The organism is Saccharomonospora sp. CUA-673 (assembly GCF_001942305.1).
Taxonomy (GTDB): Bacteria; Actinomycetota; Actinomycetes; order Mycobacteriales; family Pseudonocardiaceae; genus Prauserella.
The window spans coordinates 39,086-65,128 of the sequence record NZ_MKKE01000004.1 but is presented as its reverse complement, the minus strand read 5'-3'; the positions used below and the strand labels follow the sequence as shown (position 1 = coordinate 65,128).

Here is a 26,043-nt window from a genome sequence, read left to right as displayed (position 1 = left end):
CTCAGTAGAACCGGACGGCAGCGGCCCGTCACAGCCGCCGAACGAGAGGCCCGCGCAGCTGCGCGTGGGCAAGCGGGGTGGTACCGCGGAACGTGCGCCTGACGGCGCCGGTTCGTCCCCGTGTGGGCCGATTCAGGCCCGTACGGCAACACGGACTTTTCCGCGAGGAGCACACCGGATGTACCCCAAGGCGTCCGTCGGCAACCAGCCCGCCGACGAGGTTCCCTCCCAGCCGTCGTTCCCCGCCCTCGAGCGGGACGTGCTGAACTACTGGGAGAGCGACCGCACCTTCCAGGCCACCGTCGAGGCGCGGGACGCCGGAACCAACGGCGACAACGAGTACGTCTTCTACGACGGCCCGCCCTTCGCCAACGGGCTCCCGCACTACGGCCACCTGCTCACCGGGTACGTCAAGGACATCGTTCCCCGCTACCAGACGATGCGCGGCAAGCGGGTCGAACGCCGCTTCGGCTGGGACACCCACGGCCTGCCCGCCGAACTCGAGGCCGAACGGCAGCTCGGCATCACCGACAAGTCGCAGATCGACGACATGGGCATCGCCGCGTTCAACGACGCCTGCCGCGAATCGGTCCTGCGCTACACCAACGAGTGGCAGGACTACGTCACCCGCCAGGCTCGCTGGGTCGACTTCGACAACGACTACAAGACGCTCGACGTCACCTACATGGAATCGGTGATCTGGGCGTTCAAGCAGCTGTGGGACTCCGACCTGGTCTACGAGGGCTACCGCGTCCTGCCGTACTGCTGGCGCGACGAAACCCCGCTGTCCAACCACGAGCTGCGCATGGACGACGACGTCTACCAGTCGCGGCAGGACCCCGCCGTCACCGTCGGCTACCGCATCGAGGGCAACGGCTCAGAGGGCAACGACTCCGACCTCGACGGCAGCTACCTGCTCATCTGGACCACGACGCCGTGGACCGTGCCGTCCAACCTGGCCACCGCGGTGCACCCCGACGTGGACTACGTCCAGGTCGCCGACGCCGAGGGCAGGCGGTTCGTGCTCGCCGAGGCTCGGGTCAGCGCCTACGCGAAGGAACTCGGCGAACAGCCGTCCGTCGTGGCCCGGTACAAGGGCTCCGACCTGCTCGGCACCCGCTACGCGCCGCCGTTCCCGTACTTCACCGGCCGGGAGAACGCGCACCGGGTGCTGTCGGCCGACTACGTCACCACCGACGACGGCACGGGCATCGTGCACATCGCGCCGGCCTACGGTGAGGAGGACAAGGTCGTCACCGACGCGGCAGGCATCACGCCGGTCACCCCGGTGGACGCGAAGGGCCGCTTCGACGACCAGGTCCCGGACTACGCGGGTCAGCAGGTGTTCGAGGCCAACCCGAACATCATCCGCGACCTCAAGAACGGCACCGGCTCGGCCGCCGAGCAGGGCGCGATCCTGCTGCGTCACGAGACCTACGAGCACAGCTACCCGCACTGCTGGCGGTGCCGGAACCCGCTGATCTACCGCGCCGTGTCGTCGTGGTTCGTGGCGGTCACCCGGTTCAAGGACCGCATGGTCGAGCTGAACCAGCAGATCACCTGGTACCCGGAGCACGTCAAGGACGGCCAGTTCGGCAAGTGGCTCGAGAACGCGCGCGACTGGTCGATCTCCCGCAACCGCTACTGGGGCACGCCGATCCCCGTGTGGACCTCGGACGACCCGAACTATCCGCGCATCGACGTCTACGGCTCGCTCGACGAGCTCGAACGTGACTTCGGGGTGCGACCCGCCGACCTGCACCGGCCGTACATCGACGAGCTGACCCGCCCCAACCCGGACGACCCGACGGGCAACTCGACCATGCGCCGCGTGCCCGACGTGCTCGACGTGTGGTTCGACTCCGGGTCGATGCCGTACGCCCAGGTGCACTACCCGTTCGAGAACGCCGACTGGTTCGAGCACCACTATCCGGGCGACTTCATCGTCGAATACATCGGCCAGACCCGCGGGTGGTTCTACACGCTGCACGTGCTGGCCACGGCGCTGTTCGACCGGCCGGCGTTCCGCACGTGCGTCTCGCACGGCATCGTGCTCGGCTCCGACGGGCAGAAGATGTCGAAGTCGCTGCGCAACTACCCGGACGTCAACGAGGTGTTCGACCGCGACGGCTCCGATGCCATGCGCTGGTACCTCATGTCCAGCCCCATCCTGCGTGGCGGGAACCTCGTCGTCACCGAGAAGGGCATCCGCGACGCGGTGCGCCAGGCCGTGCTGCCACTGTGGAACTCGTACTACTTCCTGGCGCTGTACGCGCGGGCCGAGGGCGTCGAGGGAACATCGGTCACCGATGCTGAAGCGATGGCTCGGGCCTGCAAGCAGCCCTCGCGGCACGTGCTCGACCGCTATGTCCTCGCCAAGACGCGGGAACTGGTCGCCGCCGTGCAGGCCGCGCTCGACGACTGCGACGTCGCGGGCGCCTGCGCGACGCTGCGCGACTACCTGGAGGTGCTCACCAACTGGTACGTGCGCCGCTCGCGCGACCGGTTCTGGGCCGGCGACCAGGACGCGATCGACACCCTGCACACCGTGCTCGAGGTGGTGTGTCGCACGGCCGCGCCGCTGCTGCCGATGACGACCGAGGCCGTGTGGCGCGGGCTGACCGGCGGCCGTTCGGTGCACCTGGCCGATTGGCCCGACGTCACGACGCTGCCCGAGGACGCCGCGCTGGTCACGGCGATGGATCGGGTGCGTCAGGTGTGCTCGTCGGCGTTGTCGCTGCGCAAGGCGAACAAGCTGCGTGTGCGGCTGCCGCTGGCCTCCCTCGTCGTGGCCGCCGACGACGCGGAGGCGCTGCGCCCGTTCGCCGACATCGTCGCCGACGAGGTCAACGTCAAGTCCGTCGAGCTGACCACGGACGTCGCCGCGCACGGCGGGTTCGAGGTGGCCGTCAACGCCAGGGCCGCCGGACCGCGGCTCGGTAAGGACGTGCAGACCGTCATCAAGGCGGTCAAGGCGGGCGACTGGACGACCACCCCCGAAGGCGCGGTCGTCGCGGCGGGCATCGAGCTCGTCGAGGGCGAGTACGAGCGCAGGCTGGTCGCCTCCGGTGACGGCGTCGCGGGCGAGCTGCCCGGCGGCTCCGGGCTGGTGCTGCTCGACACCGACGTCACCCCGGAACTGGCCGCCGAGGGCGTCGCCCGTGACCTGGTGCGCGTCGTGCAGCAGGCCCGCCGGGACGCCGGCTTCGACGTCGCCGACCGCATCGCGCTCACCGTCGACGCGCCGGAGACGGTGGCCAAGGCCGCGGCCGCGCACGAGGAGTTCCTGGCCTCCGAGACGCTGGCGGTCGAGGTCGTGTACGCACCCGTGCCCGAGTCCGACGGGTCCGCCGGCACCGTCGGCGACGGCGACACCGTTCGGGTGGCGGTGGCGACGCGGGACGCCTGACCTGCTCGCGCCGACGACCCGGATGGGCCAGGATGAGGACTCCTTCATCTGCGGCTCATCCGGGTTTCGTCGTCCGAGAGGAAGGTGGAGCCCATGAAACTGACACCGCGAGCGCTTGCGCTCGTCGCCGTGCTGGCGGTGCCCGCTGCGGCGATCGTGGTGATTCTGCTGCTGCGCAGCCCCGACCAGCCGCCGTCGGAGGCCCCGGTGGTGCGGATCGGGGGGTCGGAGACTCGCAGACCGAGCCGTCGGAGTCACGGGACGAGTCGACGACCAAACCCGAACCGAAGCCCGAACCGAAGCCGCAGCCGCAACCACAGCCGCAGCCGCAGCCGGAACCGCAACCGAAGCCGACACGCGATGTCGTCCCACCACCGCCGCCAGTGGACGACGACGACTGGGACGACGACGATGACGACGATGACGATGACTGGGATGACGACTGACCGGGCGGCTCGGCCCGCCCGGCCAGGCCGGTGCGGTGTCTGATGCCCGACGTCTTCGTCACCCAGGAGAACCCCGTCCCCGGTGAACGGCCCACCGAGCCCGCCGCCAAAACCCCCGCGCAGAAGCCGCGCCGCCAGCGGGGCACGCGCATCCCCGCCCGCGTGCAGATCATGGGCTGGCTGGTCCTCGTCATGACCGCGGGCCTGGCGACCGTCGTCGTGCTGGTCGCCGAGTTCGAGTACCGCGCCATCGACCAGCGGGTCAACTCCGGCCTGGCGCAGGACTCCCAGGAGTTCCGCCAGTTCGCCGCCGCGGGCACCGACCCGGCCACGGGCGAGGCCGTCGCCGACACGTGGGACCTGTTCGACCGGCATCTGAGCAGCCAGTACCCGGACCGCGCCGAGGTGCTGCTCGGCATCGAGGCGGCCGGGGAGGGCAACTTCAACTCGCTGCAGCAGGCCGACGAGTCGCTGCGGCACGTGCAGCTCGACGACCAGGTGCTGAGCCGCATCGTCGAGGCGCCGCAGACGAGCGGCACGGTCGACACGACCGCCGGTGAGCTGCGCTGGCTGCGGGTGGACGTGCTGCCCCGCGGCGGCGGTGACCAGCCGAACGCGTGGTTCGTCAGCGGCTACTTCGTCGACGAGGCCCGCTCCGAGGCCAACGACACCGTGCGCACGCTGGCGGTCATCAGCATGGTCGCGCTCGTGCTGGCCGCGGGGGTGTCGTGGATCGTCGCCGGGCAGATCCTCGCCCCGGTCAACACGGTGCGCAAGGCCGCCGCCCGGCTCACCGAGGCCGACCTGACCCGCCGGATCCGCGTGCAGGGCCGCGACGACATCGCGGCGCTGGCCGACCAGTTCAACTCGATGCTCGACCGGCTCGAACGGGCCTTCGACACGCGCAGGCAGTTCCTCGACGACGCCGGCCACGAACTGCGCACCCCGATCACGATCGTGCGCGGCCACCTCGAGCTGATGGGTGACGACCCGGAGGAACGGGCCGAGGTCGTCCGCCTGTGCACCGACGAACTCGACCGCATGGCGCGGATCGTGGACGACCTGCTGCTGCTGGCGAAGGCCGAGCAGCCCGACTTCGTGCGTCCGGAGTGGACGTCGGTGCCGGAGCTGACGAGCGACATCGACGCCAAGGTACGGGCGATCGCACCGCGGGCCTGGTCGCTCGAGGCCATGGGCGAGGGCGATGCCCATGTGGACGCCCAGCGCGTCACGCAGGCGATGGTGCAGCTGGCGCAGAACGCCGTGCAGCACACGCAACCGGGGGCGGCGATCCGCATCGGCTCGTCGATCGGGCCGGAGACGGTATCGTTCTGGGTCACCGACAGCGGCCCCGGACTGTCGCCGGGCGACGAGGCGCGGATCTTCGACCGCTTCGTCCGCGGCGAATCGGGTGCGCGGGACGGCACCGGCGCCGGGCTCGGCCTGGCCATCGTCAAGGCCATCGCCGTGGCCCACCACGGAGAGGTGCGCGTGTTGTCGCAGCCGGGGCAGGGTGCGACGTTCGGATTCGAGTTGCCGTTGCGGGGAGGAGAGGAATGAGCCGCATCCTGATCGCCGAGGACGAGGCACGCATCGCGTCGTTCATCGACAAGGGCTTGCGCGCCAACGGGTTCACGACCACGGTCGTCGACGACGGGGATGCAGCGCTCGCCCAGATCGTCGCGGGGGAGTTCGACCTCGTCGTCCTCGACCTCGGACTGCCCAAACGCGACGGGTTCGCGGTGCTCCAGGCGATGCGCCGGGCACACGTGCAGGTGCCCGTGGTGATCCTGACCGCGCGGGACACGGTGCACGACACGGTCGCCGGCCTCGAGGGCGGCGCCGACGACTACATGACCAAGCCGTTCCGGTTCGAGGAGCTGCTGGCGCGGGTGCGGCTGCGGCTGCGTTCGTCGGAACGCGGGCCCGAGGTCACCGTGCTGCGGCACGAGGACCTCTCCCTGGACCTGCGCACCCGCCGCGCCGAGACACCCGAGGGCATGGTCGACCTGACCGCGCGCGAGTTCTCACTGCTGGAGCTGTTCCTGCGCCATCCGCGCCAGGTGCTGTCCCGCGAGCAGATGCTCTCGCACGTGTGGGGTTACGACTTCGACCCCGGTTCGAACGTTGTCGACGTGTACGTCCGCACCCTGCGGCGCAAGATCGGCCAGGACCGCATCGTCACCGTGCGCGGGATGGGCTACCGCCTGGAATGACCGCGGCGCCGGCCGTCCGGTGACCCCGGGTGACCCGGTGATCTCGGTAACCCCGGTGACCCCGGCGGAGCCGCCGGGCGGCTCCGTGTCCTGCGTGTCCATTACCGTGTCCCCACGTCGACCGGCGAGTGAGGGGCACGGGAATGGATGAGCTTCCGATCATCCTGGGCCTGGGTGCCGTCGTCCTGCTCGCGTCCGCGTTCGCGGTCCGCTTCTCGATCCGGCTGGGCCTGCCGTCGCTGCTGATCTACCTCGGCATCGGCGTCCTGATCGGAGAGTACGGACTCGGCGTCGAGTTCGACAATCCGGAGCTCACGCAGAGCCTCGGCATCGCGGCGCTGGTGATGATCCTGGCCGAGGGCGGCCTGACGACGCGGTGGCAATCGGTCCGTCCCGCACTGGGTCCCGGCATCGCACTGTCCACAGTGGCCATCGTGGTCACGGTGCTGGTGACGGGCGCGGCGTTGCACTGGCTGCTGGCCCTGGACTGGCAGGTCGCGTTGCTGTGGGGCGCGTGCTGGCCAGTACGGACGCGGCCGCCGTGTTCTCCATGCTGCGGGGTTCGGGCATCAACCGGCGGCTGTCGGGCACGCTCGAACTCGAATCCGGTCTCAACGACGCGCCCGCCTACATCGCCGTGATCATCCTGGCGAGTGGTACGGCCGTGAACTGGTCGCTGCCGTTCCAGGTCGTGTACCAGCTCGTGGCGGGCGCGGCGATCGGGTTGGCGCTCGGCTGGCTCGGCGCCCAGGCGATGCGCCGGATCGCGCTGCCCGCGACGGGCCTGTACCCGCTGGCGACGTTCGCCGTGTGCGTCGTGGCCTTCGCCGCCGGGCAGCTGGCCGAGGCGTCCGGCCTGCTCGCGACGTACCTGGCCGGGTTGGTGCTGGGCAACGCCAACCTGCCGCACCGCGCCGACACACGTTCGTTCGCGGAGGGGCTCGGCTGGATCGCCCAGATCGGCCTGTTCGTGCTGCTGGGCCTGTTCGCCTCGCCGGAGCGGCTCGTCGACAGCATCGTGCCGGGTCTCGTCGCGGGCGCGTGGTGCTGGTGCTGGCGCGGCCGGCTTCGGTGCTGGTGTCGATGCTGCCGTTCCGGCTGCCGTGGCGCGAGCAGGTGTTCCTGTCGTGGGCGGGCCTGCGCGGCGCGGTGCCCATCGTGCTCGCGACGATCCCGCTGGCCCAGGGCGTCCCCGGTGCGCAGCGCCTGCTGGACGCGGTGTTCGTGATCGTCATCGTGTTCACGCTGGTCCAGGGCGCACTGCTGGGCCCCGTGGCCAGGCTCCTCGGTCTGAGCAGCGCCTCCGAACCGCAGGAGATCGAGGTCGACGCCGCGCCGCTCGACGAGCTCGGCGCCGTGCTGCTGCAGGTCTCCATCCACGGCGACTCGCGGCTGCACGGCGTGTACCTGCGGGAACTGCGGCTGCCGAAGGGTGCTGGCGTCAGCCTCGTCGTGCGGGACGGCAGCAGTTTCACGCCGGACTCGCGGACACGGCTGCAGGCCGGTGACCGGATGCTCATCATCACCACGACCCAGGCGCAGGCCGCCGCCGAACGCCGCATCCGCGCCGTCGACCGGGCCGGTCCGCTGGCGAAGTGGAAGGGCGAGTCAGGGGACTGAGTCGCCTGCGTCCGCAGGGGTGGACAATGGGCAGGTGAACACCGACCGTGAAGCCCACGAGCCACCTCGTCCGCCGCGCAGGGTCCTGCTGCTGGCGGTCGTCGCCGCCGTCGCCTACGTCGTCGACGTGCTGACCAAGGTCGTCGCGACGGCCGGGCTCGAGGGCGAGGAGCCGGTGCGCATCCTCGGCGGCGCCGTGTACCTGCAGTTGCTGCGCAACCCGTACGCCGCGTTCGGCATGGACTTCGGCGGCACGTGGCTGCTGGCACTGGTGGCGATCATCGTCGTCGGTGCGATCATCTGGTTCGCGCGCAAGCTGCGGTCGACCGGCTGGGCCATCGGTCTCGGTCTGATCCTCGCGGGTGCGCTCGGCAACCTCACCGATCGGCTGTTCCGCGCCCCCGGCCCGATGCAGGGCCACGTCGTGGACTTCGTGTCCGTGTTCGGCCCCGACGGGCGCTACTTCCCGGTGTTCAACGCCGCCGACTCCGCCATCACGGTCGGCGCGATCCTCATCGTCCTGCTGACGTTCCTCGGCCGCGACTACGACGGCACCATCACCCGCGGCCCGAAGAAGAACGTCGACGACGACAACGAGAACGACAGCGACGGAGACAGCGCTGACGCCAGCGCCGACACCGACACCAGCGAGAACGACACCAGCGGGCGTTCGTCGTGAGCGCGCGGATGCTGCCCGTGCCGGACGGGCTCGACGGGATGCGGGTCGACGCGGGTCTGGCGAAGCTGCTCGGCCTGTCGCGCACGGTCGTCGCCGAGCTCGCGGGCGCGGGGAACGTGCTGCTGGACGGCGCTCCGGCGGGCAAGTCGGATCGCTCGTGGCGGGCGGCCTGCTCGAGGTGACGTTGCCGGAGCCGGAGGAGCCGCCGCAGGTGGTGGCCGAGCCGGTGGACGGTTTGGTGGTGCTGCACGAGGACGACGACATCGTCGTGGTCGACAAGCCGGTCGGGGTGGCGGTGCATCCGAGCCCGGGCTGGGAGGGGCCGACGGTGATCGGCGGTCTCGCGGCGGCGGGTCTGCGGATCTCCACGTCGGGCGCGCCGAGCGGCAGGGCGTGGTGCACCGGCTGGACGCGGGGACCACCGGGGTGATGGTGGTGGCCAAGAGCGAGCACGCCTACACGGTGTTGAAGCGGGCGTTCAAGGAACGCACCGTGGACAAGCGCTATCACGCCCTGGTGCAGGGGCATCCCGATCCGATGCGGGGCACGATCGACGCGCCGATCGACCGGCATCCGAAGCACGACTACAAGTTCGCGGTCGTCGCGGGCGGGCGTCCGTCGGTGACGCATTACGAGGTGATCGAGGCGTTCCGGGCCGCGTCACTGGCCGACGTCAAGTTGGAGACGGGCCGTACCCATCAGATCCGCGTGCATTTCTCGGCGTTGCGGCATCCGTGCGTGGGTGATCTGACCTACGGCGCCGATCCGGTGTTGGCGCGCAGGCTCGGCGTGACGCGGCAGTGGTTGCACGCGCGGGGGCTCGGGTTCGCCCATCCCGCGGACGGCAGGTGGGTCGAGTTCACGACCGACTACCCGGACGATCTCGAGCACGCGCTCGGCATCCTGCGGTCGGAGTCGTAGGTTCGGCCACCCGGCTGACCCGTCGAAATCTGCTCAGCCGGATGGCGTCGGTGTGGTTATGCTCGGCGCTCATGGATGACGTCGTGGCGCTCGCCGATGAGTACATGGACCTGACGTTCGATGCCGACCCGGTGACTCCTGCGGTGCTCGGGCTCGATCCGGAGCGGACCGGGCTGGAGGATCTGGGCGAGGAGGCCGAGCTGCGCCTGTGGCGGGCGCTCACCGACATCGTCACGCGAGTCCGCGCGATCGATCCGTCGCGGTTGTCCGACCAGGACCGCACGACTCGCGATGTGCTGCTCACGTCGGCGCAGGCCCAGTTGGAGTCGCTGGACGCGAAGACGGTGGAGTTCTGTGTCAGCGACGGTATGCAGGCCCCGGCGTCGAGCATCCTGACGGTGTTGCCGATGATCCCGGTGACGACGCCGGCGCAGGCCGCGGCGCATCTGGAGCGGTTGCGCCAGTTGCCGACGTACCTGGAGCAGGCCGCGGAGCGGCACCGGGTGGGCATCATCTCCGGCAGGCGGCCGGTGGCGCGTGGAGTGCGGGACGCGATCGGGCATGTCGACCGGTATCTGGCGCATCCGCAGTCCGATCCGTTGTTGCGGCAGGTGGCGCCGGAGGGCGCGGTCGATTTCGACCAGGAGCGCGCCCGGATTCTGGCGGAGCGGGTGCGGCCGGCGTTCCGGCGGTATCGGGACGTGCTGGAGACGGAGATCCTGCCGAAGGGCCGGCCGGACGAGGAGGTCGGGCTGTGTCACATCCCGGGTGGGGACACGATCTACCGCTCGTTGATCCGGGTGCACACGACGTCGGATCGCACGGCTGACGATCTGCACGACACGGGGCTGCGGCTGATCGGCGAGTTGGCGCGGGAGTACCGCGAGGTCGGTGCACGCGTGTTCGGTACCGATGATTTGCGGGAGATCTTCCGCAGGTTGCGGACCGATCCGGAGTTGCGGTGGGGCGATGGCGGCGAGTTGTTGGATGCGGCCAGGGCGGCGGTGTCGCGGGCCGAGCAGGTGACGTCGGAGTGGTTCGGGTTGATCCCGTCGCAGCAGTGTGTGGTGGAGCCGGTTCCGGAGGCGGAGAGTCCGGGTGCTCCGCCCGCGTTCTACATGCAGCCCGCGGCGGATGGTTCGCGGCCGGGGACGTATTTCGCCAACACGTACAAGGCGGGGGAGCGGTTCCGGCACACGGCGGAGGCGACGGCGTTCCACGAGGCGGTGCCGGGGCATCATTTCCAGTTGAGCTTGGCGTTGGGGTTGACCGATTTGCCGTTGTTGCGGCGGTTGGGCAGGTTCACGGCGTACGCCGAGGGGTGGGGGTTGTATTCGGAGCGGCTTGCGGACGAGATGGGCCTGTATTCGGGTGACGTCGCGTTGTTGGGGATGTTGAGCAACGATTCGATGCGCGCGGGCAGGTTGGTGGTGGACACCGGGTTGCATGCGAAGGGGTGGAGCCGGCAGCAGGCGATCGACTACCTGGTGGAGAACACGCCGATGGCCGAGGTGGAGATCGTCTCGGAGGTCGATCGGTACATCAATTGGCCTGGTCAGGCGTTGGCGTACATGGTGGGCCGGTTGGAGATCGAGCGGGTGCGCAAGCAGGCCGAGGAGTCGTTGGGGGAGCGGTTCGACATTCGCGCGTTCCACGACGTCGTGTTGGGTGGCGGCGCGTTGCCGTTGTCGGTGTTGGCCGATGTGGTGCAGGCGTGGACGTCGTCGGGGGTTGCTGCGGCGTCGAGGTGAGTTATTCGGCGCCGGTCTGGACGCATACGCCGTTGGCTTTGGCGGTCATGTCGTCGGGGCAGGTGTGGTCGTGGCCGGGGCCGATGAGGATGCCGGCGGTGACGAGGGCGGCGAGCACGAGCAGGGAGGGTGTGCCGACCAGGCTCCACCAGCGGCGTAGGCAGGTGGGTTTGCCGCAGGCGGGCATGTGTTCGGCGAACGAGGACGCCTCGCCGCATTGGCACGGCGGCCATATCCGCTGACGTCGTTTGCCCACGCCGCGAAGGATAGTCGCCGGGTTCGCCGGTCCGGTGGGTGACATGGTGGGCGGGTTGCGGGTACACCTCGACTATGCGCGATCACCGTCAGCCCGACCGTTCCCCGTTCGAGGACGACCAGGACCAGGAGCAGCATCCGGCTCCGCCGTTGTCGCCGGACGTGCCCACCCCGCCGAACCGCGACGTGCTGGGTGGCACCGAGGACGTCCCGGAGCCGCCGAACCGCGACGACATCACGCCGGATCTGCCGGGTGATCAGGGTGAGGGTGTAGGGCGGTCGGTGCGGGAGGACGACGACGTCACCCATGACGCGGGCGCGGTCGAACCACCGGACTGACTGGAACGGCGGGGTTCGGGTCGAGCACCGTGTGGTGGGTGGAGGTGTAGGTGACGCCGAGTGGCGTCGTGACCGATGACGTCCCGTGGTCCAACGTGACCTTCCGCCTTTCATGAGCCATGCGAGCAGCGGCGGTCTCGGCACCAGGATCGACCTGCTGGACGATTCGCGAAGCGTGCCAGGCCGTATTCCGCGGTTGCCACGCCGTAAGCGACAGCCGGGAAAGTTTCTCTTCGAGTAGCCGATCGACCTCGAGAGTATCGGAGTCGGAAACCGGTGCAACAACGTTCAGCACTCGCTCCGTGCAATACCGATCCACCTGCCCCTCGCGCATGGCCTGCAATAGTCGCGGCATGCGATAGGTCAACGCCAGCGCGGTGTGAATCCGATCCCAAACCCCCTGAGGTGGCAGTCGAAGCTCAGGAGCCAATGCCTCAGCCAACGACCGTCGCTCCAGCGAATCAGACTCGGACCCGGAGTCGAGCGAAGCAAGAAACTCCACCTCGGCAGCATCAGCCCGAGCCCGCAAGGCAAGCACCGAACGAGCGCGATCGACAATTTCCTCAATGCCTGTCGCGCAACCATAATACCGAACAAATGGTCGACAGCGATCACCCACAAGCATGACAAAGAACCCCCATGCAAAGTAACCCCACCACCGTCACCCCAAATACCGAACCTGCCGAAGCGAAGCAAGGCCAAACCCGCCCCGCCCACAAGTCACCCACAAATCCGCCCACCATCTCGGAGACCTGCCCAGCCGGCGAGGCGGTTCACCCCCAAGCAACAACACGACGACGCAGCCTGCTGACACGGCGCCGCGAGATGCCAACACGGCGACGCGAGATGCCAACACGGCCGCGCGAAACGCTGACACGGCGACGCAGAACGCCAACACGACGCCACACGGCCCCCGGCCCCCTCGCGGGGACCCCCGGGCTAGGCCACCGGGCGGCCTGCGCCGGCGTAGGAGTCGCCGCTGGAGCGGTAGTTGTGGACCTGGACGGCCTGGCCGAAGGTGGGGGCGTCGATCATCTGTTGGTTGCCGATGTAGATGCCGACGTGGTGGATCTTGGTGTCGGGGTTGCCGTAGAAGATGAGGTCGCCGAGGCGGGGTTCCTCGTCGGGGCCGATGAGGGGTACCTGTCCGTACTGCCAGTGGGCGGTCCGCTGGAGGGATACGCCGGCGGAGCCGTAGGCGGCGGTGGTGAGGCCGGAGCAGTCGAAGCCTGCGTGGCCTTGTTCCTGGCCGTTGCCGCCCCACACGTAGGGCAGGCCGATCTGCTCGATGGCGAACGTGACGGCCTGGATGACCTTCTCGTTGGGCGGTTCGCCCTCCATGCCGACGGTGCCGTAGACGTTGGCGGTGGCGAGCACGCGGTGCAGGAACAGTGGTTCGTCGTGGAGTGCGGAGACGCCGGCGAGCCAGTGTTCGCCCTGGTCGAGGTCGCGGCCGCTGTCGCAGAGGGCGCGGCCGGCGGTGAGTGCGGCGTCCTCGAGGTTCTGGATGTTGGGTGCGTCGCCGGAGGCGGTGTCCGACACGGCCGCCCACTGCTCCCACACGGCGGGGGAGAGTTGCATGGGCCCGGCGGCACCGGCCTGCGAGATGACGTCGCCGTCGAAGTTGCGCAGTTCGATGGTGTCGATCGGCTCGGTGGGGGTGCCGTCGTCGGTGATGTGTCCGCCGCCGGTGCGGCCGTGGTCGCTGGCGGTGCGTCCGATGCCGGCGAGGGTGACCCACGAGAGGTTGCACTCGGGTTGCTCGTCGCCCATGCGCACGGTGGCCGAGGCGTAGGCGTGCATGGCGTTGCGGGGGATGTCGAGCCAACCGGCGACGTCGTCGACCCACTGCTCGAACTGCGGGCCGTCGTTGCCGTCGGGGACCTGCTGTTCGGGTTGGGCCCCGGCGCCGGCCTCGGCGCCCCGGGGCGGGGTCGGCTGAGGTGTCGACGGGTCGCCGCCGGGCGCGGCGGCGCGCGCACCGGCGGCCATGCCGTCGGAGGCGGCCGCGGTCGACACCCCATCCTGGTCGACGGGGGACAGCTGGACCACCGTGACCACGCCCGCGGCCATGACGACCGCGGTCGCGACGGCGAGCAGTGCGGCGAAGCGGCTGTGGCCGTGTGCGTTGGTCACGTGCGTCGACTCCGTTGTCTCGAGAGCGGTCAGTGCCGTCGTTTCGGTATCGGTTGTCCGGGCTGCCGGTTCCGTTCCCCAATGCCCTGTGTCACAGAGTACGGAGCGGATCTTCGCCCGGCACCCTCGAGTTCACACGCAAGGCCGAAAGCAACTGCGCGCGCAGGCCGTCGAGGTCGGTGTCGACGGCGACGTCGATCTCGGGGGCGGCGTCCGGTTCGGCCGACGAGGCGCGCAGCGCGGGCAGCCTGCGGTCGGCGTGGGTGGCGCCGCGTCCGGGTCCGAAACCGCATTCGACCTGCACGGGAAGTCGTTCGGTCTGCAGCGTGCCGGGGCGGATCGCCTCGGCGACGGCGACCGCGTCGTGCAGCACCATGCCGTCCCAGCCGAGTGCGCCGCGGTAGTGCTCGCGGTAGTCGGGGGTGAGCGCGTCGAGCGCCGCGCCGATCGGTCCGGACCCGGCGAGTTCGGTCATCCAGACCGCGTCGACCGCGCAGCGATAGGTCAGGTCCATCGGCACGAGCACGCACGGAGCCTGGCCGCCGGCCAGTACGCGGTGGGCGGCCTCCGGGTCGCTCCAGATGTTGAACTCGGCGGCGGCGGTGCTGTTGCCGTGCCCGAGCGCACCGCCCATGATCACGATGCGCGCGATCTTCCCGGCCAGCCGTGGATGCGCGGCCAGCAGCGTGGCGATGTTGGTCAACGGTCCGATCGGCGCGATCGTGACCGGCTCGTCGGCGGCGTCCAACAGGTCGGCCAGCAGGGTGACCGCGTCGCGTTCGTCGAGGTCGCGGGTCGGTTCGGGCAGGGCGTGCGAACGGCCCGACAGGCCGTCGGCCCCGTGGACGTAGCGGGCCTCGTTCGGATGGCGGTGCACCAGAGGACGCTCCGCCCCGGCCGCCACCGGTACGTCGTGCCGTCCGCACAGGGCCAGCACCCGGCGGGCGTTGATCGTCGTCGCCGACAGCGGGACGTTGCCGTACACCGACGTCACACCGAGCAGCTCGACGTCGTCGGCGAGGGCGGCCAGCGCGATGGCGAAGGCGTCGTCCACGCCGGGATCGGTGTCGATGATCAACTTCGTGGGCACGTGTTCTCCTCGCTCGCCTCAAGGGTGTTTCGTCGATCAGGCTATGCGGGCCGCTACTCTCGGCCGCATGACGTCGATGTGGGGTTCGCCGGTGCTGCATCGGGTGCAGGCCTGGCGCCGGACGCGCAACGATCCCAACCAGGCCCGTTTTCTGACCAAGGAGTCCCTGCGCTGGGTCCTGCGTCATCGTGCCTACACCCCGTGGTACCTCGTGCGGTACTGGCGGCTGCTGAAGTTCCGCCTCACGAACCCGCACATCGTGCTGCGCGGCATGGTGTTCCTCGGCAAGGACGTCGAGATCCACGCGCGCGCCGGGTACGGGCGGATGGAGATCGGCCGGTGGGTCCACATCGGTGACGGGAACGCGATCCGCTGCCACGAGGGTTCGCTGCGCATCGGCGACAAGACCGTGTTCGGCCGGCAGAACGTGCTCAACGGCTACCTCGACATCGAGGTCGGCGGGTCGTCGATCATCGCCGACTGGGTGTACATCACCGATTTCGACCACGTGACCACCGACATCAACCTGCCGATCAAGGATCAGGGCATCGTCAAGGCGCCCGTGCGGGTCGGCCCGGACACGTGGATCGGCACGAAGGTGTCGGTGCTGAAGGGGACCCGGGTGGGTCGCGGGTGCGTGCTCGGCGCGCACGCGGTCGTCCGCGGCGACATCCCGGACTACGGCATCGCCGTCGGCGCGCCCGCGCGCGTGGTGCGCGACCGCAGGGCCGACTACGAGGCCGACGCCGAACGCAGGGAAGCGGTCCGCGACATGGCCCGCAAGGCCGACGAGGCACTCCGCCAGACCCTCGACGAGTCGTAACCCCGCTCCGTAACCCCGCCGCGCTCCCAGCGCAGTGCCTGGTTCGTTGTGGACCGGATCGGTTACGGCGATGGGGTGTTCGGCGGAGGTGGTTTGTCGCGATTCGGACGTCGCGTCTCTTCCGCGGCAGATGGTTAGCTGTTATAACTAACGTTCACGGTGGCGCCACCACTCATATCCGTGCTCGATCCCGCGGCCGGCCCGCGGGATCGGCCGATCATGTGTGAGGAGTGCCGTGCCCAGATCCACACGTTCGTCGGCGGCCGTGCTCGCCGGGGTCACCGCGTTGACCCTGGCCACCGCGCGCCCGCGACGGCGCAGCAGCTGAACCCCACCCAGCAGCCGGGCGGCGGCCCGCCCGCTGCGGGCAACTGCAGCGACGAGCCGCAGGACCTGCCCATCAACGAGTTCACCGACCACCGTGAACTCGGCATCGAGCTCGACCGCATCGAGAGGGTCTCCGACGGGGTCGTCGAGGTCGAGGAGATCGCCAGGAGCAACCGCGACCGGGAGATCTGGTCCGCGCGCGTCGGCGACGGACCCAAGTCCGTTCTGATCACCAGCGAGATCCACGGCAACGAGAAGGTCGGCACGGACGCGATCCTGCGCCTGCTCGACTACGTCGGCACGAGCGACAGCCCCAAGGCCCAGGCGTGGCGCGAGGAGCTGACGATCGTCGCGGTGCCGAAGATGAACCCCGACGGCGCCGAGCTCAACCGCCGTGCCAACGACATGACCTGGGACGAGGTCGTCGAGGACTTCCCGCAGCTGGCCGACTCCGAGCCCGCGTGGAACTACTACACCGAACCGCGGCAGGGACACGACTACTCCGAGCGGCACGGCTTCGACATCAACCGGGACTACAACCCGGACCTGACGTACGAACCGCAGCCCGAGGACTTCCCCGGGGACTCCGCCTCGACCGGTTGGTTCCTGTCGCCGGAGACGCAGGCCGTGCGTGACCTCTACGTCGACCTGTCCGACGAGTTCGGCAACGTCGACACCTACGTCGACCTGCACCACCAGGCGCCTGCTACGTCATGCCGGACGACCCGAACAAGTGGGTCACGCTGTCGCTGTCGGGCAAGTTCGTCGACGACCCGGCCACCACGCCGGGCTACGAGCAGTACGCCGACGACTACGACCTCGACTACGCCAAGCAGCTCAACGTCGCCACCTACGACGCCCTGCAGGACAAGTCGGACAAGAACCCGCTGTTCGGCAACATCACGCTGTACCCGCAGGACATCAACCTGCCCGGTACGGGCCTGGGCTCGTTCGCGCTGAACGGCAGCGGCTCGGTGCTGTACGAGGTCCGCGGTCAGACGCAGACCCTCGGCCAGAAGTACCGCGAGCAGCTGACGCAGACCGTCAACACCGGTCTCGACGGCATGCTGACCTCGATCGCCACCGGTGAGGTCGAGAAGCTCGACCCGGCCGACTACGACGCGATCCCGCCGCGCGGGCCGAGCATCGGCAGCACGGCCACCACGGTCGACGAGCCGTAACGCACCGCTGGAACCAGGGCGGGGCGGTGCACCGGAAACCCGGAGCGCCGCCCCGCCCGTCCGTGGGCTACTAACGCGTTGCGTGTGCATACGCGGCGCGTTAGTATGGCTTCGGTGATCCGATCGTTCGCCGACAAGCGCACCGAACAGGTGTGGAATCGCCAACGGGTTCGCGGTCTTCCGCCTGAGGTGCAACGAGTCGGGCACCGGAAGCTTCGTCAGCTCGATGTCGTGGACAGGCTCATCGAACTGCGGGTACCGCCTGGGAACCAGCTCGAACAGCTCAAAGGTGATCGTGCCGGGATGTACAGCATCCGCATCGATCGTCAGTGGCGCATCTGTTTTCGCTGGACATATGACGGACCGGAAGGAGTTGAGATCGTTGACTACCACCGATAAGGCTCACGACCCGATTCACCCGGGTGAGATCCTGCGCGAGGACTTCCTCGTCCCGATGGGGATCAGCGCGTACGCGCTGGCCAAGGCCATTCGCGTGCCCGAGTCGCGGATCGGCGAGATCCTCAAGGAGCGGCGCGCGATCACGGCCGACACCGGTCTGCGGCTGTCGCGGTACTTCGGTCTCGGTGAGCACTACTGGACGCGGCTCCAGGAGTCCTACGACGTCGACGTCGCCCGCGACGCGCTCGGGGAGCAGCTCGACGACATCGAGCCGATCGCGGCTGCGTGACCTGCCCCGCCCCGTCCGTGTGGGCGGGTTATGTGGGCAGGCCGGTTGTCGAGGTGATGTGGTCGGGTACCTCGCCGTCGTAGTCGCCGGTGCTCAGTGTTCCTGTCGGTTCGAGCAGCAGGATCGACGCGCCGTCGGGCGACTCCGGGCGGTGTTCGACGCCGCGCGGCACGACGAACACGTCGTGCCGCGCGAGGTGCACCACCGATTCCGTGCCGTCCTGGCGCAGCCGGATGTCGAGCCGCCCGTCGAGCACGACGAACAACTCGTCGGTGTCCGGGTGGGAGTGCCACACGAAGGTGCCCTCCACCTTCGCCACGCGGACGTCGTAGTCGTTGACCTGTGTGAGGATCCGCGGGCTCCACCGCTGCTGGAAGGAAGCCAGTACCGCGTCGATGTTCGCGGGAGCGTTCGCCATGCCTCGATCCTGCTGCCGCGCACGGTGCGCGGCAAGGCGGGTGCCGTGCTCATTCCTCCGGTTTGGGTACGGCGGGGTAGGGGACGAACGTGCTGGTGTTCTCGTCGACGGTCAGCTGCTTGCCGATGTGCGGGAAGGCGCGCTGTGGGCAGGCCGGGCGTTCGCAGACCTTGCAGCCCATGCCGATCGGCGTGGCGGCCGAGCGGTCGTCGAGGTCGAGGCCGGCCGAGTACACGAGCCGCCGCGCATGCCGCAGCTCGCAGCCGAGGCCCACGGAGAACGTCTTGCCGGGGCTGGCGTACCCGCCGACGTTGCGCGAGATCGTGCGCGCGATCCAGAAGTAGCTCTTGCCGTCGGGCAGTGTCGCGACCTGCGTGATGACCTTGCCCGGCGAGGTGAACGCCTCGTAGATGTTCCACAGCGGGCACGCCCCGCCGACGCGGGAGAAGTGGAACCCCGCCGCCGACTGCCGCTTCGACATGTTGCCCGCCCGGTCGACGCGCACGAACGAGAACGGCACGCCACGGGCCTTCGGCCGCTGCAACGTCGACAGCCGGTGGCACACCGTCTCGAAGCCCACGCCGAACTCGTCGCAGAGCCGTTCGATGTCGTAGCGGTACTTCTCGGCCATCGACAGGAACGGCCCGTACGGCAGGATCAGCGCACCCGCGAAGTAGTTGGCCAGCCCGACCCGGCCCAGTGAGCGCGCCGCGGGGCCGGAGAACGCCCACGAGTCGGCGAGCTCGGTGATCAGGTCGTCGTACTCGAGCAGGGCGATCTGCGAGGCCATCCGGAACGCGCGCTGTCCGATGCGCAGGCTCGGCGCGAGTCGCAGCACCTTCGCATCCGGTTCGTACCGGTGCTGCTGACCGGCCGATTCGTCGATGCCGTCGCTGGTGACCTGCACGCCGTAGTGGTCGGTGAGCCGGTCCAGCAGCGTGCGGTGCACGGTCTCGCCGCGCCTCAGCCCCATGTCGGCGGCCATGCGTTCGGCGCGTTCGTCGAGCTCGCCGACGTAGTTCTCCCGCTCGTAGAAGAAGTCGCGGACCTCCTCGTGGGGCAGGGGAGCGGCGGCGCTGCCGTGCTGGCCCATGCCGTTCTCGGTGACCAGCGCGGCCGTGGTCTCTACGGCGTTGCGGTAGTTGCGGTGCAGCTTGACCAGCGCCGAGGCCACGTTGGGCAGGTTGGAGGCCAGTTCGTTGAGCTCGCTGGTCGTGGCCTCCACCCCGATCGCCTCGTCGAGCAGGGCTTCCTTGACGTCGGCGACCAGTCGCGCGGTGTCGGTGTTGGAGAAGAACTCCGTGTCGACCCCGAACGCCTCGGTGATGCGCAGGAGCACCGGAACCGTCAGCGGACGGGAGTTGTGCTCGATCTGATTGAGGTAGCTGGGGGAGATTTCGAGCAGTCTGGCCATGTCCGCCTGGCTCATCGAGCGGCTCTCCCGCAGATGACGCAGCTTCCCGCCGGCGAAAGTCTTGTCCACCGCAGCCTCACGTTCCGTAGATCTTCCGGACCGAAACGGTCAAGTAACCGGTTCAGTCGCTGCCTTTTCCCGATGGTGTGAACGCTCCGTTCACAACCTTCGCAACATCCTACGGAAACTTCGCATAAATTTGCAAATTGGATATGTGGCGGAGTTTTCGCAGCGCATGTCATGGTCCTTCTACACAGCGAGTCAATCGCAAAGTTCGCAAAGGTGGAGAGTTTGATGGCACAGAACCTGGAGCAGCTGGCTGCAGAGCTGCAGAAGAAGTGGGAGACCGACCCCCGCTGGAAGGGCGTGGAGCGTACCTACTCCGCTGCCGAGGTCGCCAAGCTGCGCGGCAGCGTGATCGAGGAGAACACCCTCGCCCGCCGCGGTTCCGAGAAGCTGTGGGACCTCCTGCACACCGAGGACTACGTGCACGCCCTCGGCGCGCTCACCGGTAACCAGGCCGTCCAGCAGATCCGCGCCGGCCTGAAGGCGATCTACCTGTCCGGCTGGCAGGTCGCGGCCGACGCCAACCTCTCCGGCCAGACCTACCCGGACCAGAGCCTCTACCCGGCCAACTCGGTGCCGGCCGTCGTGCGCCGCATCAACAACGCGCTGGGCCGCGCCGACCAGATCACCTGGGCCGAGGGCGACACCAGCATCGACTGGTTCGCGCCGATCGTCGCCGACGCCGAGGCGGGCTTCGGTGGCCCGCTCAACGCGTTCGAGCTGATGAAGGGCATGATCAACGCCGGTGCGGCGGGTGTGCACTGGGAGGACCAGCTGGCCTCCGAGAAGAAGTGCGGCCACCTGGGCGGCAAGGTGCTGATCCCGACGAAGCAGCACGTGCGGACGCTGAACGCCGCGCGACTCGCCTCGGACGCATGGACGTGCCGTCGCTGATCATCGCCCGTACCGACGCCGAGGCCGCGACGCTGATGACCAGCGACGTGGACGAGCGCGACCAGCAGTTCATCACCGGTGAGCGCACGTCGGAGGCTTCTACAAGGTCCGCAACGGCATCGAGCCCTGCATCGAGCGTGCCAAGGCCTACGCGCCGTACTCCGACCTCATCTGGATGGAGACCGGCACGCCGGACCTCGAGGTCGCCCGCAAGTTCGCCGAGGCGGTCAAGGCCGAGTACCCGGACCAGATGCTGGCCTACAACTGCTCGCCGTCGTTCAACTGGAAGAAGCACCTCGACGACGACACGATCGCGCGTTTCCAGCGCGAGCTCGGCGCCATGGGCTTCAAGTTCCAGTTCATCACGCTGGCCGGCTTCCACGCGCTGAACTACTCCATGTTCGACCTGGCCCACGGCTACGCCCGCAACGGCATGTCGGCCTACGTCGACCTCCAGGAGAAGGAGTTCGGCTCGGAGGAGCGCGGCTACACCGCCACCAAGCACCAGCGTGAGGTCGGCACCGGTTGGTTCGACCTGGTCTCCACGGCCCTCAACCCGGAGAGCTCCACCACGGCGCTCACCGGTTCGACCGAGGAAGCGCAGTTCTGAGGTAACACCCCCTAGTGCGGGGTGGGCCGGTCACGTCCACCGGACCGGCCCACCCCGGCTATTTCCCACCACTGCCCGAGTACGTGACGTACCCGCCCAGTGCCCGCCCGAGAGGGGTCCGATCATGGCTGACAGGTTCGACCACAGGCTGACCGTCACCGGCGAGACTGCCGAACGGTTCGACGAGATCCTCACCCCCGGCGCCCTTGCGTTCGTCGCGAAGCTGGACAACGCCTTCGCCGAGCGCCGCAGGGAACTGCTCGACGAGCGGCGCCGCCGCCGCGAGCGGATCGCCGCCGGCGAGGAGAAGCTCGACTTCCTGCCGGAGACCGCCGCGATCCGTGAGGACTCCTCCTGGCAGGTAGCAGCTCCGGCCCCGGGCCTCGAGGACCGCCGGGTCGAGATCACCGGGCCTCCCGGGCGGCGGACCACGGTCAACGCGCTCAACTCGGGCGCGAGGTGTGGCTGGCGGACTTCGAGGACGCGACGTCGCCGACCTGGCACAACGTCGTCGGCGGTCAGCTGAACCTCTACGACGCGATCCGCCGGGACATCGACTTCGAGGCCGACGGCAAGCGCTACATCATCGGCGAGAGCCCGGCCACGCCCGTCACGCGGCCGCGTGGCTGGCACCTGGTGGAGAAGCACGTCCGCATCGACGGGCGGCCCGTGTCGGCGAGCCTGTTCGACTTCGGCCTGTACTTCTTCCACAACGCCAAGAGGCTCGTCGCCAAGGGCCTCGGCCCGTACTTCTACCTGCCGAAGCTCGAGAGCCACCACGAGGCACGGCTGTGGAACGACGTGTTCCGCCTCGCCCAGCGCGAGATCGGACTGCCCCAGGGCACCATCCGCGCGACGGTGATCATCGAGACTGTCACCGCGGCGTTCGAGATGGACGAGATCCTCTACGAGCTGCGCGAGCACTCGGCCGGACTGAACGCGGGCCGCTGGGACTACATCTTCTCGATGGTCAAGACCTTCGCCCACGCCGGCGCGGACTTCGTCCTGCCCGACCGCGGCGACGTCACGATGACCGTGCCGTTCATGCGCGCCTACACCGAGCGGCTGGTGCAGACCTGCCACCGGCGCGGGGCGCACGCGATCGGCGGCATGACCGCGGTTGCGCCGAGCAAGGACCCGGAGGCCGGTGCGACCGCACTGGAACTGGCCCGCCAGGACCAGGCCCGCGAGGCCGCCGAGGGCTACGACGGTTCGTGGGTCGGGCACCCCGACCTGGTCCCGACGTGCCGTGCGGTGTTCGACGGCGTGCTCGGCGACGCGCCGAACCAGCTCGACGTGCTGCGTGACGACGTCGACGTCACGGCGGAGGACCTGCTCGACGTCGCCAGCGCGGGCGGCGAGGTCACCGAGGAGGGCGTGCGCGGCAACATCAACGTCGCGCTGCGGTACCTGGACGCGTGGCTGCGCGGCACGGGTTCCGTCGCCGTCCACGGGTTGATGGAGGACGCGGCCACGGCGGAGATCGCCCGTTGCCAGGTGTGGCAGTGGCTGCGGCACGACACCAAGCTCACCGACGGCACCGCGCTGACGGCCGAGCTGGTCACGGAGTGGCTCGACGAGGAACTCGCAGCGGTGCGTGTCGTTCTTGGGGATGAGAACCGGCTGCCGCACGCTCGCGAGATCTTCGTCGAGACCGCGCTCGGGGAGAAGCTTCCGAGCTTCCTCACTACGGGTGCGTACGCGCGCTATTTGACCAACGCCACGGTCTGAGCAGCGCGACCCCCAGGGGCACCGTCTGCCGCGCCCGCCTCGCGGCAGACGGTGCCCCTTCTCCTTGTCCGAACCGGTGGCGATGCGGCGGTTAGCCTGGGGGCATGGCACGACGAGCAGACCGGGTCCGGCCCACTCCGTGGCAGTGGCTGCGGTACTCGGTCGGCGGACGGTTGCCGGAGCACCTGGCCCCGTGGGTGCTGCGGGACGCGACCGCCCGCGGCTGGCGCTGGCGCCTCGCCGCGCGCAACTGCGTGTACGTCGTGCGCTCGCGGCGGTGTGGCTGCTGCTGCCGGGGCCGCTCGGGTTGCGGCTGTCGCTGGCGCTGATGGCGATCATCGTCGGCGTGTTCTACTCGCAGGCCTACGGGGACGAGAGCATCGAGCTGCGGGTCGCCAAGCACGGCTATGCCTACGGCCAGGCGCGGGCGATCCGTCGCGAGAACGCCAAGAAGGCCGACGCGCAGACCTGGGCCGACTACGAGGCGATCTACCGGTCCTGATTCCGTGCCGGCCGGGTGGCCGGCCGGGTGCTGTCCGTTTTGTGGGGACTTTCGGTGTGGTGTGAACGTGCCGTTCACGTCGGCCGAGCGTGGCACACGTGATCCATTTCGCGTCACGCCGTCGCACGGGCCCGGCTGTCGAAGGATGCGCGTTGCGCTGCCCCTGACCAGCGGATTCGGGTCAGGATTCGGTGATAAGCACATTTCCTCGGTGCAGGCAATGCCCTGTTTTGCCACTACTTACGTCGCTTGTCGGGCTCGGATTTTTGCGTTGCCATGGCTGCGCGGTCAGTGACTTTCCCTCTGGCCGGCCACACGGACAATCCACCCGGCCCTCATCGATGGAGGTACCACCCATGGCTCGAAGCGCACGCACGTTGGCCCGCACCGCGGGCGTGGGCGTGGCGGCCCTCGCCCTCGCCCTCGGACTCGGCTCGCTGGCCACAGCCAACGCGGCCGGCGCGGACGAGACCGACACCGGCGCGGGCGGGGTCCAGCCGTACGTCGTCGGCGGTTCGCCCGCGGACATCGCCGACTTCCCGTACGCCGTCGCGCTCACCACCCCGCAGCTTCCAGTTCTGCGGCGGTTCGCTCATCGACGACAACAAGGTGCTCACCGCGGCGCACTGCGTCGACGGCGACTCCCCGTCGGACGTCACGGCCGTCACCGGCCGCACCGACCTCACCACGAGCGAGGGCACCGAGACCTCCGTCAGCGACATCTGGGTGCACCCGGACTACAGCTCCGTCACCGCGGGCGCGACGTGGCCGTGCTGACCCTCTCGTCCGCGCCGGCCGACGCCGAGCCGATCGAACTGGCCTCGAGCGCGGACGCCCCGGTCTACAGCCCGGGAACCGACGCGACCGTCGCCGGCTGGGGCACCACGTCCGAGGGCGGCCAGAGCTCCGACAGCCTGCTGCAGGCAACCGTGCCGATCACCTCCGACGAGGACTGCGCGTCGTCCTACAGCGGCGAGTACGACCCCGCGAGCATGGTGTGCGCCGGCCTGCCCGAGGGCGGCGTGGACGCGTGCCAGGGCGACTCGGGTGGTCCGCTGGTCGCCGACGGTGTGCTGGTCGGCGTCGTGTCGTGGGGCCAGGCTGCGCCCGGCCCGACTACCCGGGTGTCTACGCCCGGGTCGGCAGCTACGCCGACGAGATCGGCCAGCAGCTGCGCTGATCGACGCCGGGCCGGTCGGGTGGGGCGCCCGGTGCGTTCCCGCCCGGCCGGCGTGGTCGGTCAGCCCTGTGCCAGCCTTGGGTCAGCGCTGCTCGAGGTCGAAGACGTTGCCCGTGGGGATCTTCGGACGGCTGAAGTCCTGGGCCCCGCCGGGGGTGCTGCGCCGGTAGACGTCGGTGGTGCGCTCGGCGATCCGAGCCCAGTCGAAGTCGACGGCCAGCCGCGACTGGGCGGCGATCGCGCGCCGCTCGGCGGCGCCGGTGTCGGCGAGGACGGTGTTGACGGCCTGCGTGATGGCCGGGACGTCACCGGGCGTGAACGCCAGGCCCGTCTCGCCGTCGAGGACGACCTCGCCGAGACCGCCCGCGGTCGAGGCGACCAGGGGCCTGCGGGCCGCCGCGGCCTCGAGCGCGACGATCCCGAACGGTTCGTACCGGCTGGGCAGCACCACGCGTCGGCGGCGGCGAGCACGGCGCGCAGTCGCCGATCGGACAGGTGGCCCACGAAGTCGACCTGCTCGGCCATGTCGAGCCGCGCGGCCTGGTCGACGAGTTCGTCGTGGTGCCTGCCGACGCCGGCGACCACCAGCCGGGTGCCCTCGTGCCGGGCCCGTACGCCGGTCAGGGCGTCCAGCAGGTCCTGCACGCCCTTCTCCCACTCGAGGCGGCCGAAGTACAGCAGCAGCGGGCCGCCGTCGGGACTGTGCCGGGTGCGGGCGGTGGCGATCTCCTCGTCGGAGACCTGCCAGCTGCGTTCCTCGATGCCGTTGTGGATGACGCTGATCGTCTCGGGGTCGAGGTCGAACAGCCGGGCCACCTCGGTGCGCATGGCGCGGCTGCAGGTGATGAGGCGTCGGCCCGATTGGCCAGCCACCATTCGACCGAATGGACCTGCTGGTTGAGCGGATGGGACAGCCATCCCGAGTGCCGGCCCGCCTCGGTGGCGTGGATCGTGCCCACCAGCGGCACGCCGGCGGCGTCGGCCAGCGCCACCGCGGGGTTGGTGACCAGCCAGTCGTGCGCGTGCACCACGTCGGGCTGCCAATCCTTGAGCAGGCCGTAGCCGGCGCGGGTCATCGCATGACCCATCGACAGGGTCCAGGCGACGAGGTCGCGTTCGAACGTGACGTGCAGCGGGTCCTCGGCGACCCGCACGATGCGCACCCCGTCGACGACCTGCCGGGACGTCGGGTGGGTCGTGGCGTCGGTGCCCGCGACGTGCCGGCACAGCACCGTCACGTCATGTCCTGCGGCCACGAGATGCCTGGCCAGGGCGTGGACATGCCGGGAGAGCCCACCGACGACGACCGGTGGGTACTCCCACGAGAGCATCAACACGCGCATGGTT

The 26,043-nt window shown here is 69.5% G+C and carries 18 protein-coding genes and 7 pseudogenes; 18 read left to right on the top strand and 7 right to left on the bottom strand.

All coding sequences use genetic code 11. The features are described 5' to 3' along the window. The first annotated feature begins 178 nt into the window (after nt 1–178). The 7 genes and pseudogenes from ileS (at nt 179) to BJF85_RS02565 (ending at nt 11,042) form a co-directional block, all read left to right on the top strand. On the top strand, nt 179–3,409 hold the full coding sequence (gene ileS, locus BJF85_RS02595; protein ID WP_075845605.1) for an isoleucine--tRNA ligase: 3,231 nt from the start codon (nt 179–181) through the stop codon (nt 3,407–3,409). A gap of 488 nt (nt 3,410–3,897) precedes the next feature. Then, entirely contained in the window at nt 3,898–5,415 is a 1,518-nt protein-coding gene (locus tag BJF85_RS02590; RefSeq protein WP_083665869.1) for a HAMP domain-containing sensor histidine kinase, read from the top strand. Next, nucleotides 5,412–6,071: a response regulator transcription factor gene (locus BJF85_RS02585; RefSeq protein WP_075845604.1), complete on the top strand. Its 660-nt coding sequence runs from the start codon at nt 5,412–5,414 to the stop codon at nt 6,069–6,071. Before BJF85_RS02590 ends, BJF85_RS02585 begins: the two co-directional genes overlap by 4 nt. Nucleotides 6,072–6,214: 143 nt before the next feature. Next, nucleotides 6,215–7,691, top strand: a pseudogene (locus tag BJF85_RS02580) (potassium/proton antiporter). A gap of 34 nt (nt 7,692–7,725) precedes the next feature. After that, the gene (gene lspA / locus BJF85_RS02575; protein WP_255375340.1) at nt 7,726–8,370 is read left to right on the top strand and encodes a signal peptidase II; all 645 of its coding nucleotides are present in this window, start codon (nt 7,726–7,728) and stop codon (nt 8,368–8,370) included. Further along, nucleotides 8,367–9,291, top strand: a pseudogene (locus tag BJF85_RS02570) (RluA family pseudouridine synthase). Before lspA ends, BJF85_RS02570 begins: the two are co-directional and overlap by 4 nt. Nucleotides 9,292–9,362: 71 nt before the next feature. Beyond that, a complete protein-coding gene (locus tag BJF85_RS02565) occupies nt 9,363–11,042 on the top strand; it encodes a DUF885 family protein (RefSeq protein WP_075845634.1) in 1,680 nt (559 codons plus the stop codon). 1 nt (nt 11,043) lies between these two features. On the opposite strand, the gene BJF85_RS02560 is transcribed toward BJF85_RS02565, so the two are convergent. Continuing rightward, a complete protein-coding gene (locus tag BJF85_RS02560) occupies nt 11,044–11,298 on the bottom strand; it encodes a hypothetical protein (protein ID WP_139320427.1) in 255 nt (84 codons plus the stop codon). Nucleotides 11,299–11,372: 74 nt separating this feature from the next. On the opposite strand from BJF85_RS02560, the gene BJF85_RS02555 reads away from it, so the two are divergent. Beyond that, the gene (locus BJF85_RS02555; protein ID WP_075845601.1) at nt 11,373–11,636 is read left to right on the top strand and encodes a hypothetical protein; all 264 of its coding nucleotides are present in this window, start codon (nt 11,373–11,375) and stop codon (nt 11,634–11,636) included. Here the strand turns inward: BJF85_RS02555 and BJF85_RS31010 are convergent. The 3 genes from BJF85_RS31010 to BJF85_RS02540 all read right to left on the bottom strand — a co-directional run bounded on the left by BJF85_RS31010 (nt 11,599) and on the right by BJF85_RS02540 (nt 14,862). After that, nucleotides 11,599–12,261 (bottom strand): DUF222 domain-containing protein, encoded by a 663-nt coding sequence (locus tag BJF85_RS31010; RefSeq protein WP_083665855.1) that lies wholly within the window; start codon nt 12,259–12,261, stop codon nt 11,599–11,601. The genes BJF85_RS02555 and BJF85_RS31010 overlap by 38 nt on opposite strands. A 314-nt stretch (nt 12,262–12,575) precedes the next feature. Beyond that, complete coding sequence (locus BJF85_RS02545; RefSeq protein ID WP_083665868.1) at nt 12,576–13,709, bottom strand: bifunctional lysozyme/C40 family peptidase; 1,134 nt, start codon at nt 13,707–13,709, stop codon at nt 12,576–12,578. Nucleotides 13,710–13,863: 154 nt separating this feature from the next. Further along, a complete protein-coding gene (locus tag BJF85_RS02540) occupies nt 13,864–14,862 on the bottom strand; it encodes a nucleoside hydrolase (protein WP_075845598.1) in 999 nt (332 codons plus the stop codon). A 67-nt stretch (nt 14,863–14,929) separates the two neighbouring features. On the opposite strand from BJF85_RS02540, the gene BJF85_RS02535 reads away from it, so the two are divergent. The 5 genes and pseudogenes from BJF85_RS02535 (at nt 14,930) to BJF85_RS02520 (ending at nt 17,881) form a co-directional block, all read left to right on the top strand. Further along, nucleotides 14,930–15,685, top strand: coding sequence for an acyltransferase (locus tag BJF85_RS02535; protein WP_075845597.1), 756 nt, complete (start codon nt 14,930–14,932; stop codon nt 15,683–15,685). A gap of 219 nt (nt 15,686–15,904) precedes the next feature. After that, nucleotides 15,905–16,657 (top strand): annotated as a pseudogene (locus tag BJF85_RS31005) (M14 family zinc carboxypeptidase); the annotation flags it as partial. A 68-nt stretch (nt 16,658–16,725) separates the two neighbouring features. Continuing rightward, a complete protein-coding gene (locus tag BJF85_RS31000) occupies nt 16,726–17,193 on the top strand; it encodes a hypothetical protein (RefSeq protein WP_369822056.1) in 468 nt (155 codons plus the stop codon). 105 nt (nt 17,194–17,298) lie between these two features. Then, on the top strand, nt 17,299–17,592 hold the full coding sequence (locus BJF85_RS02525; RefSeq protein WP_369822052.1) for a type II toxin-antitoxin system RelE/ParE family toxin: 294 nt from the start codon (nt 17,299–17,301) through the stop codon (nt 17,590–17,592). After that, entirely contained in the window at nt 17,576–17,881 is a 306-nt protein-coding gene (locus BJF85_RS02520) for a HigA family addiction module antitoxin (protein ID WP_255375339.1), read from the top strand. Before BJF85_RS02525 ends, BJF85_RS02520 begins: the two co-directional genes overlap by 17 nt. Before the next feature lie 28 nt (nt 17,882–17,909). Here BJF85_RS02520 and BJF85_RS02515 read toward each other — a convergent pair whose 3' ends face one another. Both BJF85_RS02515 and BJF85_RS02510 read right to left on the bottom strand, forming a co-directional pair. Continuing rightward, on the bottom strand, nt 17,910–18,299 hold the full coding sequence (locus tag BJF85_RS02515) for a cupin domain-containing protein (protein ID WP_075845595.1): 390 nt from the start codon (nt 18,297–18,299) through the stop codon (nt 17,910–17,912). A gap of 49 nt (nt 18,300–18,348) precedes the next feature. Then, nucleotides 18,349–19,782, bottom strand: coding sequence for a short-chain fatty acyl-CoA regulator family protein (locus BJF85_RS02510; protein WP_075845594.1), 1,434 nt, complete (start codon nt 19,780–19,782; stop codon nt 18,349–18,351). 225 nt (nt 19,783–20,007) lie between these two features. Here BJF85_RS02510 and aceA point away from each other — a divergent pair. The 5 genes and pseudogenes from aceA to BJF85_RS30995 all read left to right on the top strand — a co-directional run. Next, a pseudogene (gene aceA, locus BJF85_RS02505) lies at nt 20,008–21,283 on the top strand (isocitrate lyase). Nucleotides 21,284–21,407: 124 nt separating this feature from the next. Beyond that, a pseudogene (aceB, locus tag BJF85_RS02500) lies at nt 21,408–23,014 on the top strand (malate synthase A). Nucleotides 23,015–23,118: 104 nt separating this feature from the next. Next, a complete protein-coding gene (locus tag BJF85_RS29475) occupies nt 23,119–23,343 on the top strand; it encodes a DUF5313 family protein (RefSeq protein ID WP_255375338.1) in 225 nt (74 codons plus the stop codon). Continuing rightward, nucleotides 23,343–23,516, top strand: a complete 174-nt coding sequence (locus tag BJF85_RS29470; RefSeq protein ID WP_255375337.1) for a DUF5313 family protein — start codon at nt 23,343–23,345, stop codon at nt 23,514–23,516. The genes BJF85_RS29475 and BJF85_RS29470 overlap by 1 nt, the downstream gene beginning before the upstream one ends. 276 nt (nt 23,517–23,792) lie before the next feature. Then, nucleotides 23,793–24,571, top strand: a pseudogene (locus tag BJF85_RS30995) (trypsin-like serine protease); the annotation flags it as partial. A 207-nt stretch (nt 24,572–24,778) separates the two neighbouring features. Here the strand turns inward: BJF85_RS30995 and BJF85_RS02485 are convergent. Beyond that, nucleotides 24,779–26,039: pseudogene (locus BJF85_RS02485) on the bottom strand (glycosyltransferase family 4 protein). Nucleotides 26,040–26,043 lie beyond the last annotated feature (4 nt).

Bases quoted from the DNA above. Each gene is read 5' to 3' on its own strand.
- ileS (WP_075845605.1), top strand. From the start codon at position 179: ATGTACCCCAAGGCGTCCGTCGGCAACCAGCCCGCCGACGAGGTTCCC.
- BJF85_RS02590 (WP_083665869.1), top strand. From the start codon at position 3,898: ATGCCCGACGTCTTCGTCACCCAGGAGAACCCCGTCCCCGGTGAACGG.
- BJF85_RS02585 (WP_075845604.1), top strand. From the start codon at position 5,412: ATGAGCCGCATCCTGATCGCCGAGGACGAGGCACGCATCGCGTCGTTC.
- BJF85_RS02565 (WP_075845634.1), top strand. From the start codon at position 9,363: ATGGATGACGTCGTGGCGCTCGCCGATGAGTACATGGACCTGACGTTC.
- BJF85_RS02555 (WP_075845601.1), top strand. From the start codon at position 11,373: ATGCGCGATCACCGTCAGCCCGACCGTTCCCCGTTCGAGGACGACCAG.
- BJF85_RS31010 (WP_083665855.1), bottom strand. From the start codon at position 12,261: ATGCTTGTGGGTGATCGCTGTCGACCATTTGTTCGGTATTATGGTTGC.
- BJF85_RS02545 (WP_083665868.1), bottom strand. From the start codon at position 13,709: ATGGCCGCGGGCGTGGTCACGGTGGTCCAGCTGTCCCCCGTCGACCAG.
- BJF85_RS02535 (WP_075845597.1), top strand. From the start codon at position 14,930: ATGACGTCGATGTGGGGTTCGCCGGTGCTGCATCGGGTGCAGGCCTGG.
- BJF85_RS31000 (WP_369822056.1), top strand. From the start codon at position 16,726: ATGCCGGACGACCCGAACAAGTGGGTCACGCTGTCGCTGTCGGGCAAG.
- BJF85_RS02525 (WP_369822052.1), top strand. From the start codon at position 17,299: ATGGCTTCGGTGATCCGATCGTTCGCCGACAAGCGCACCGAACAGGTG.
- BJF85_RS02515 (WP_075845595.1), bottom strand. From the start codon at position 18,299: ATGGCGAACGCTCCCGCGAACATCGACGCGGTACTGGCTTCCTTCCAG.
- BJF85_RS29475 (WP_255375338.1), top strand. From the start codon at position 23,119: ATGGCACGACGAGCAGACCGGGTCCGGCCCACTCCGTGGCAGTGGCTG.
- BJF85_RS29470 (WP_255375337.1), top strand. From the start codon at position 23,343: ATGGCGATCATCGTCGGCGTGTTCTACTCGCAGGCCTACGGGGACGAG.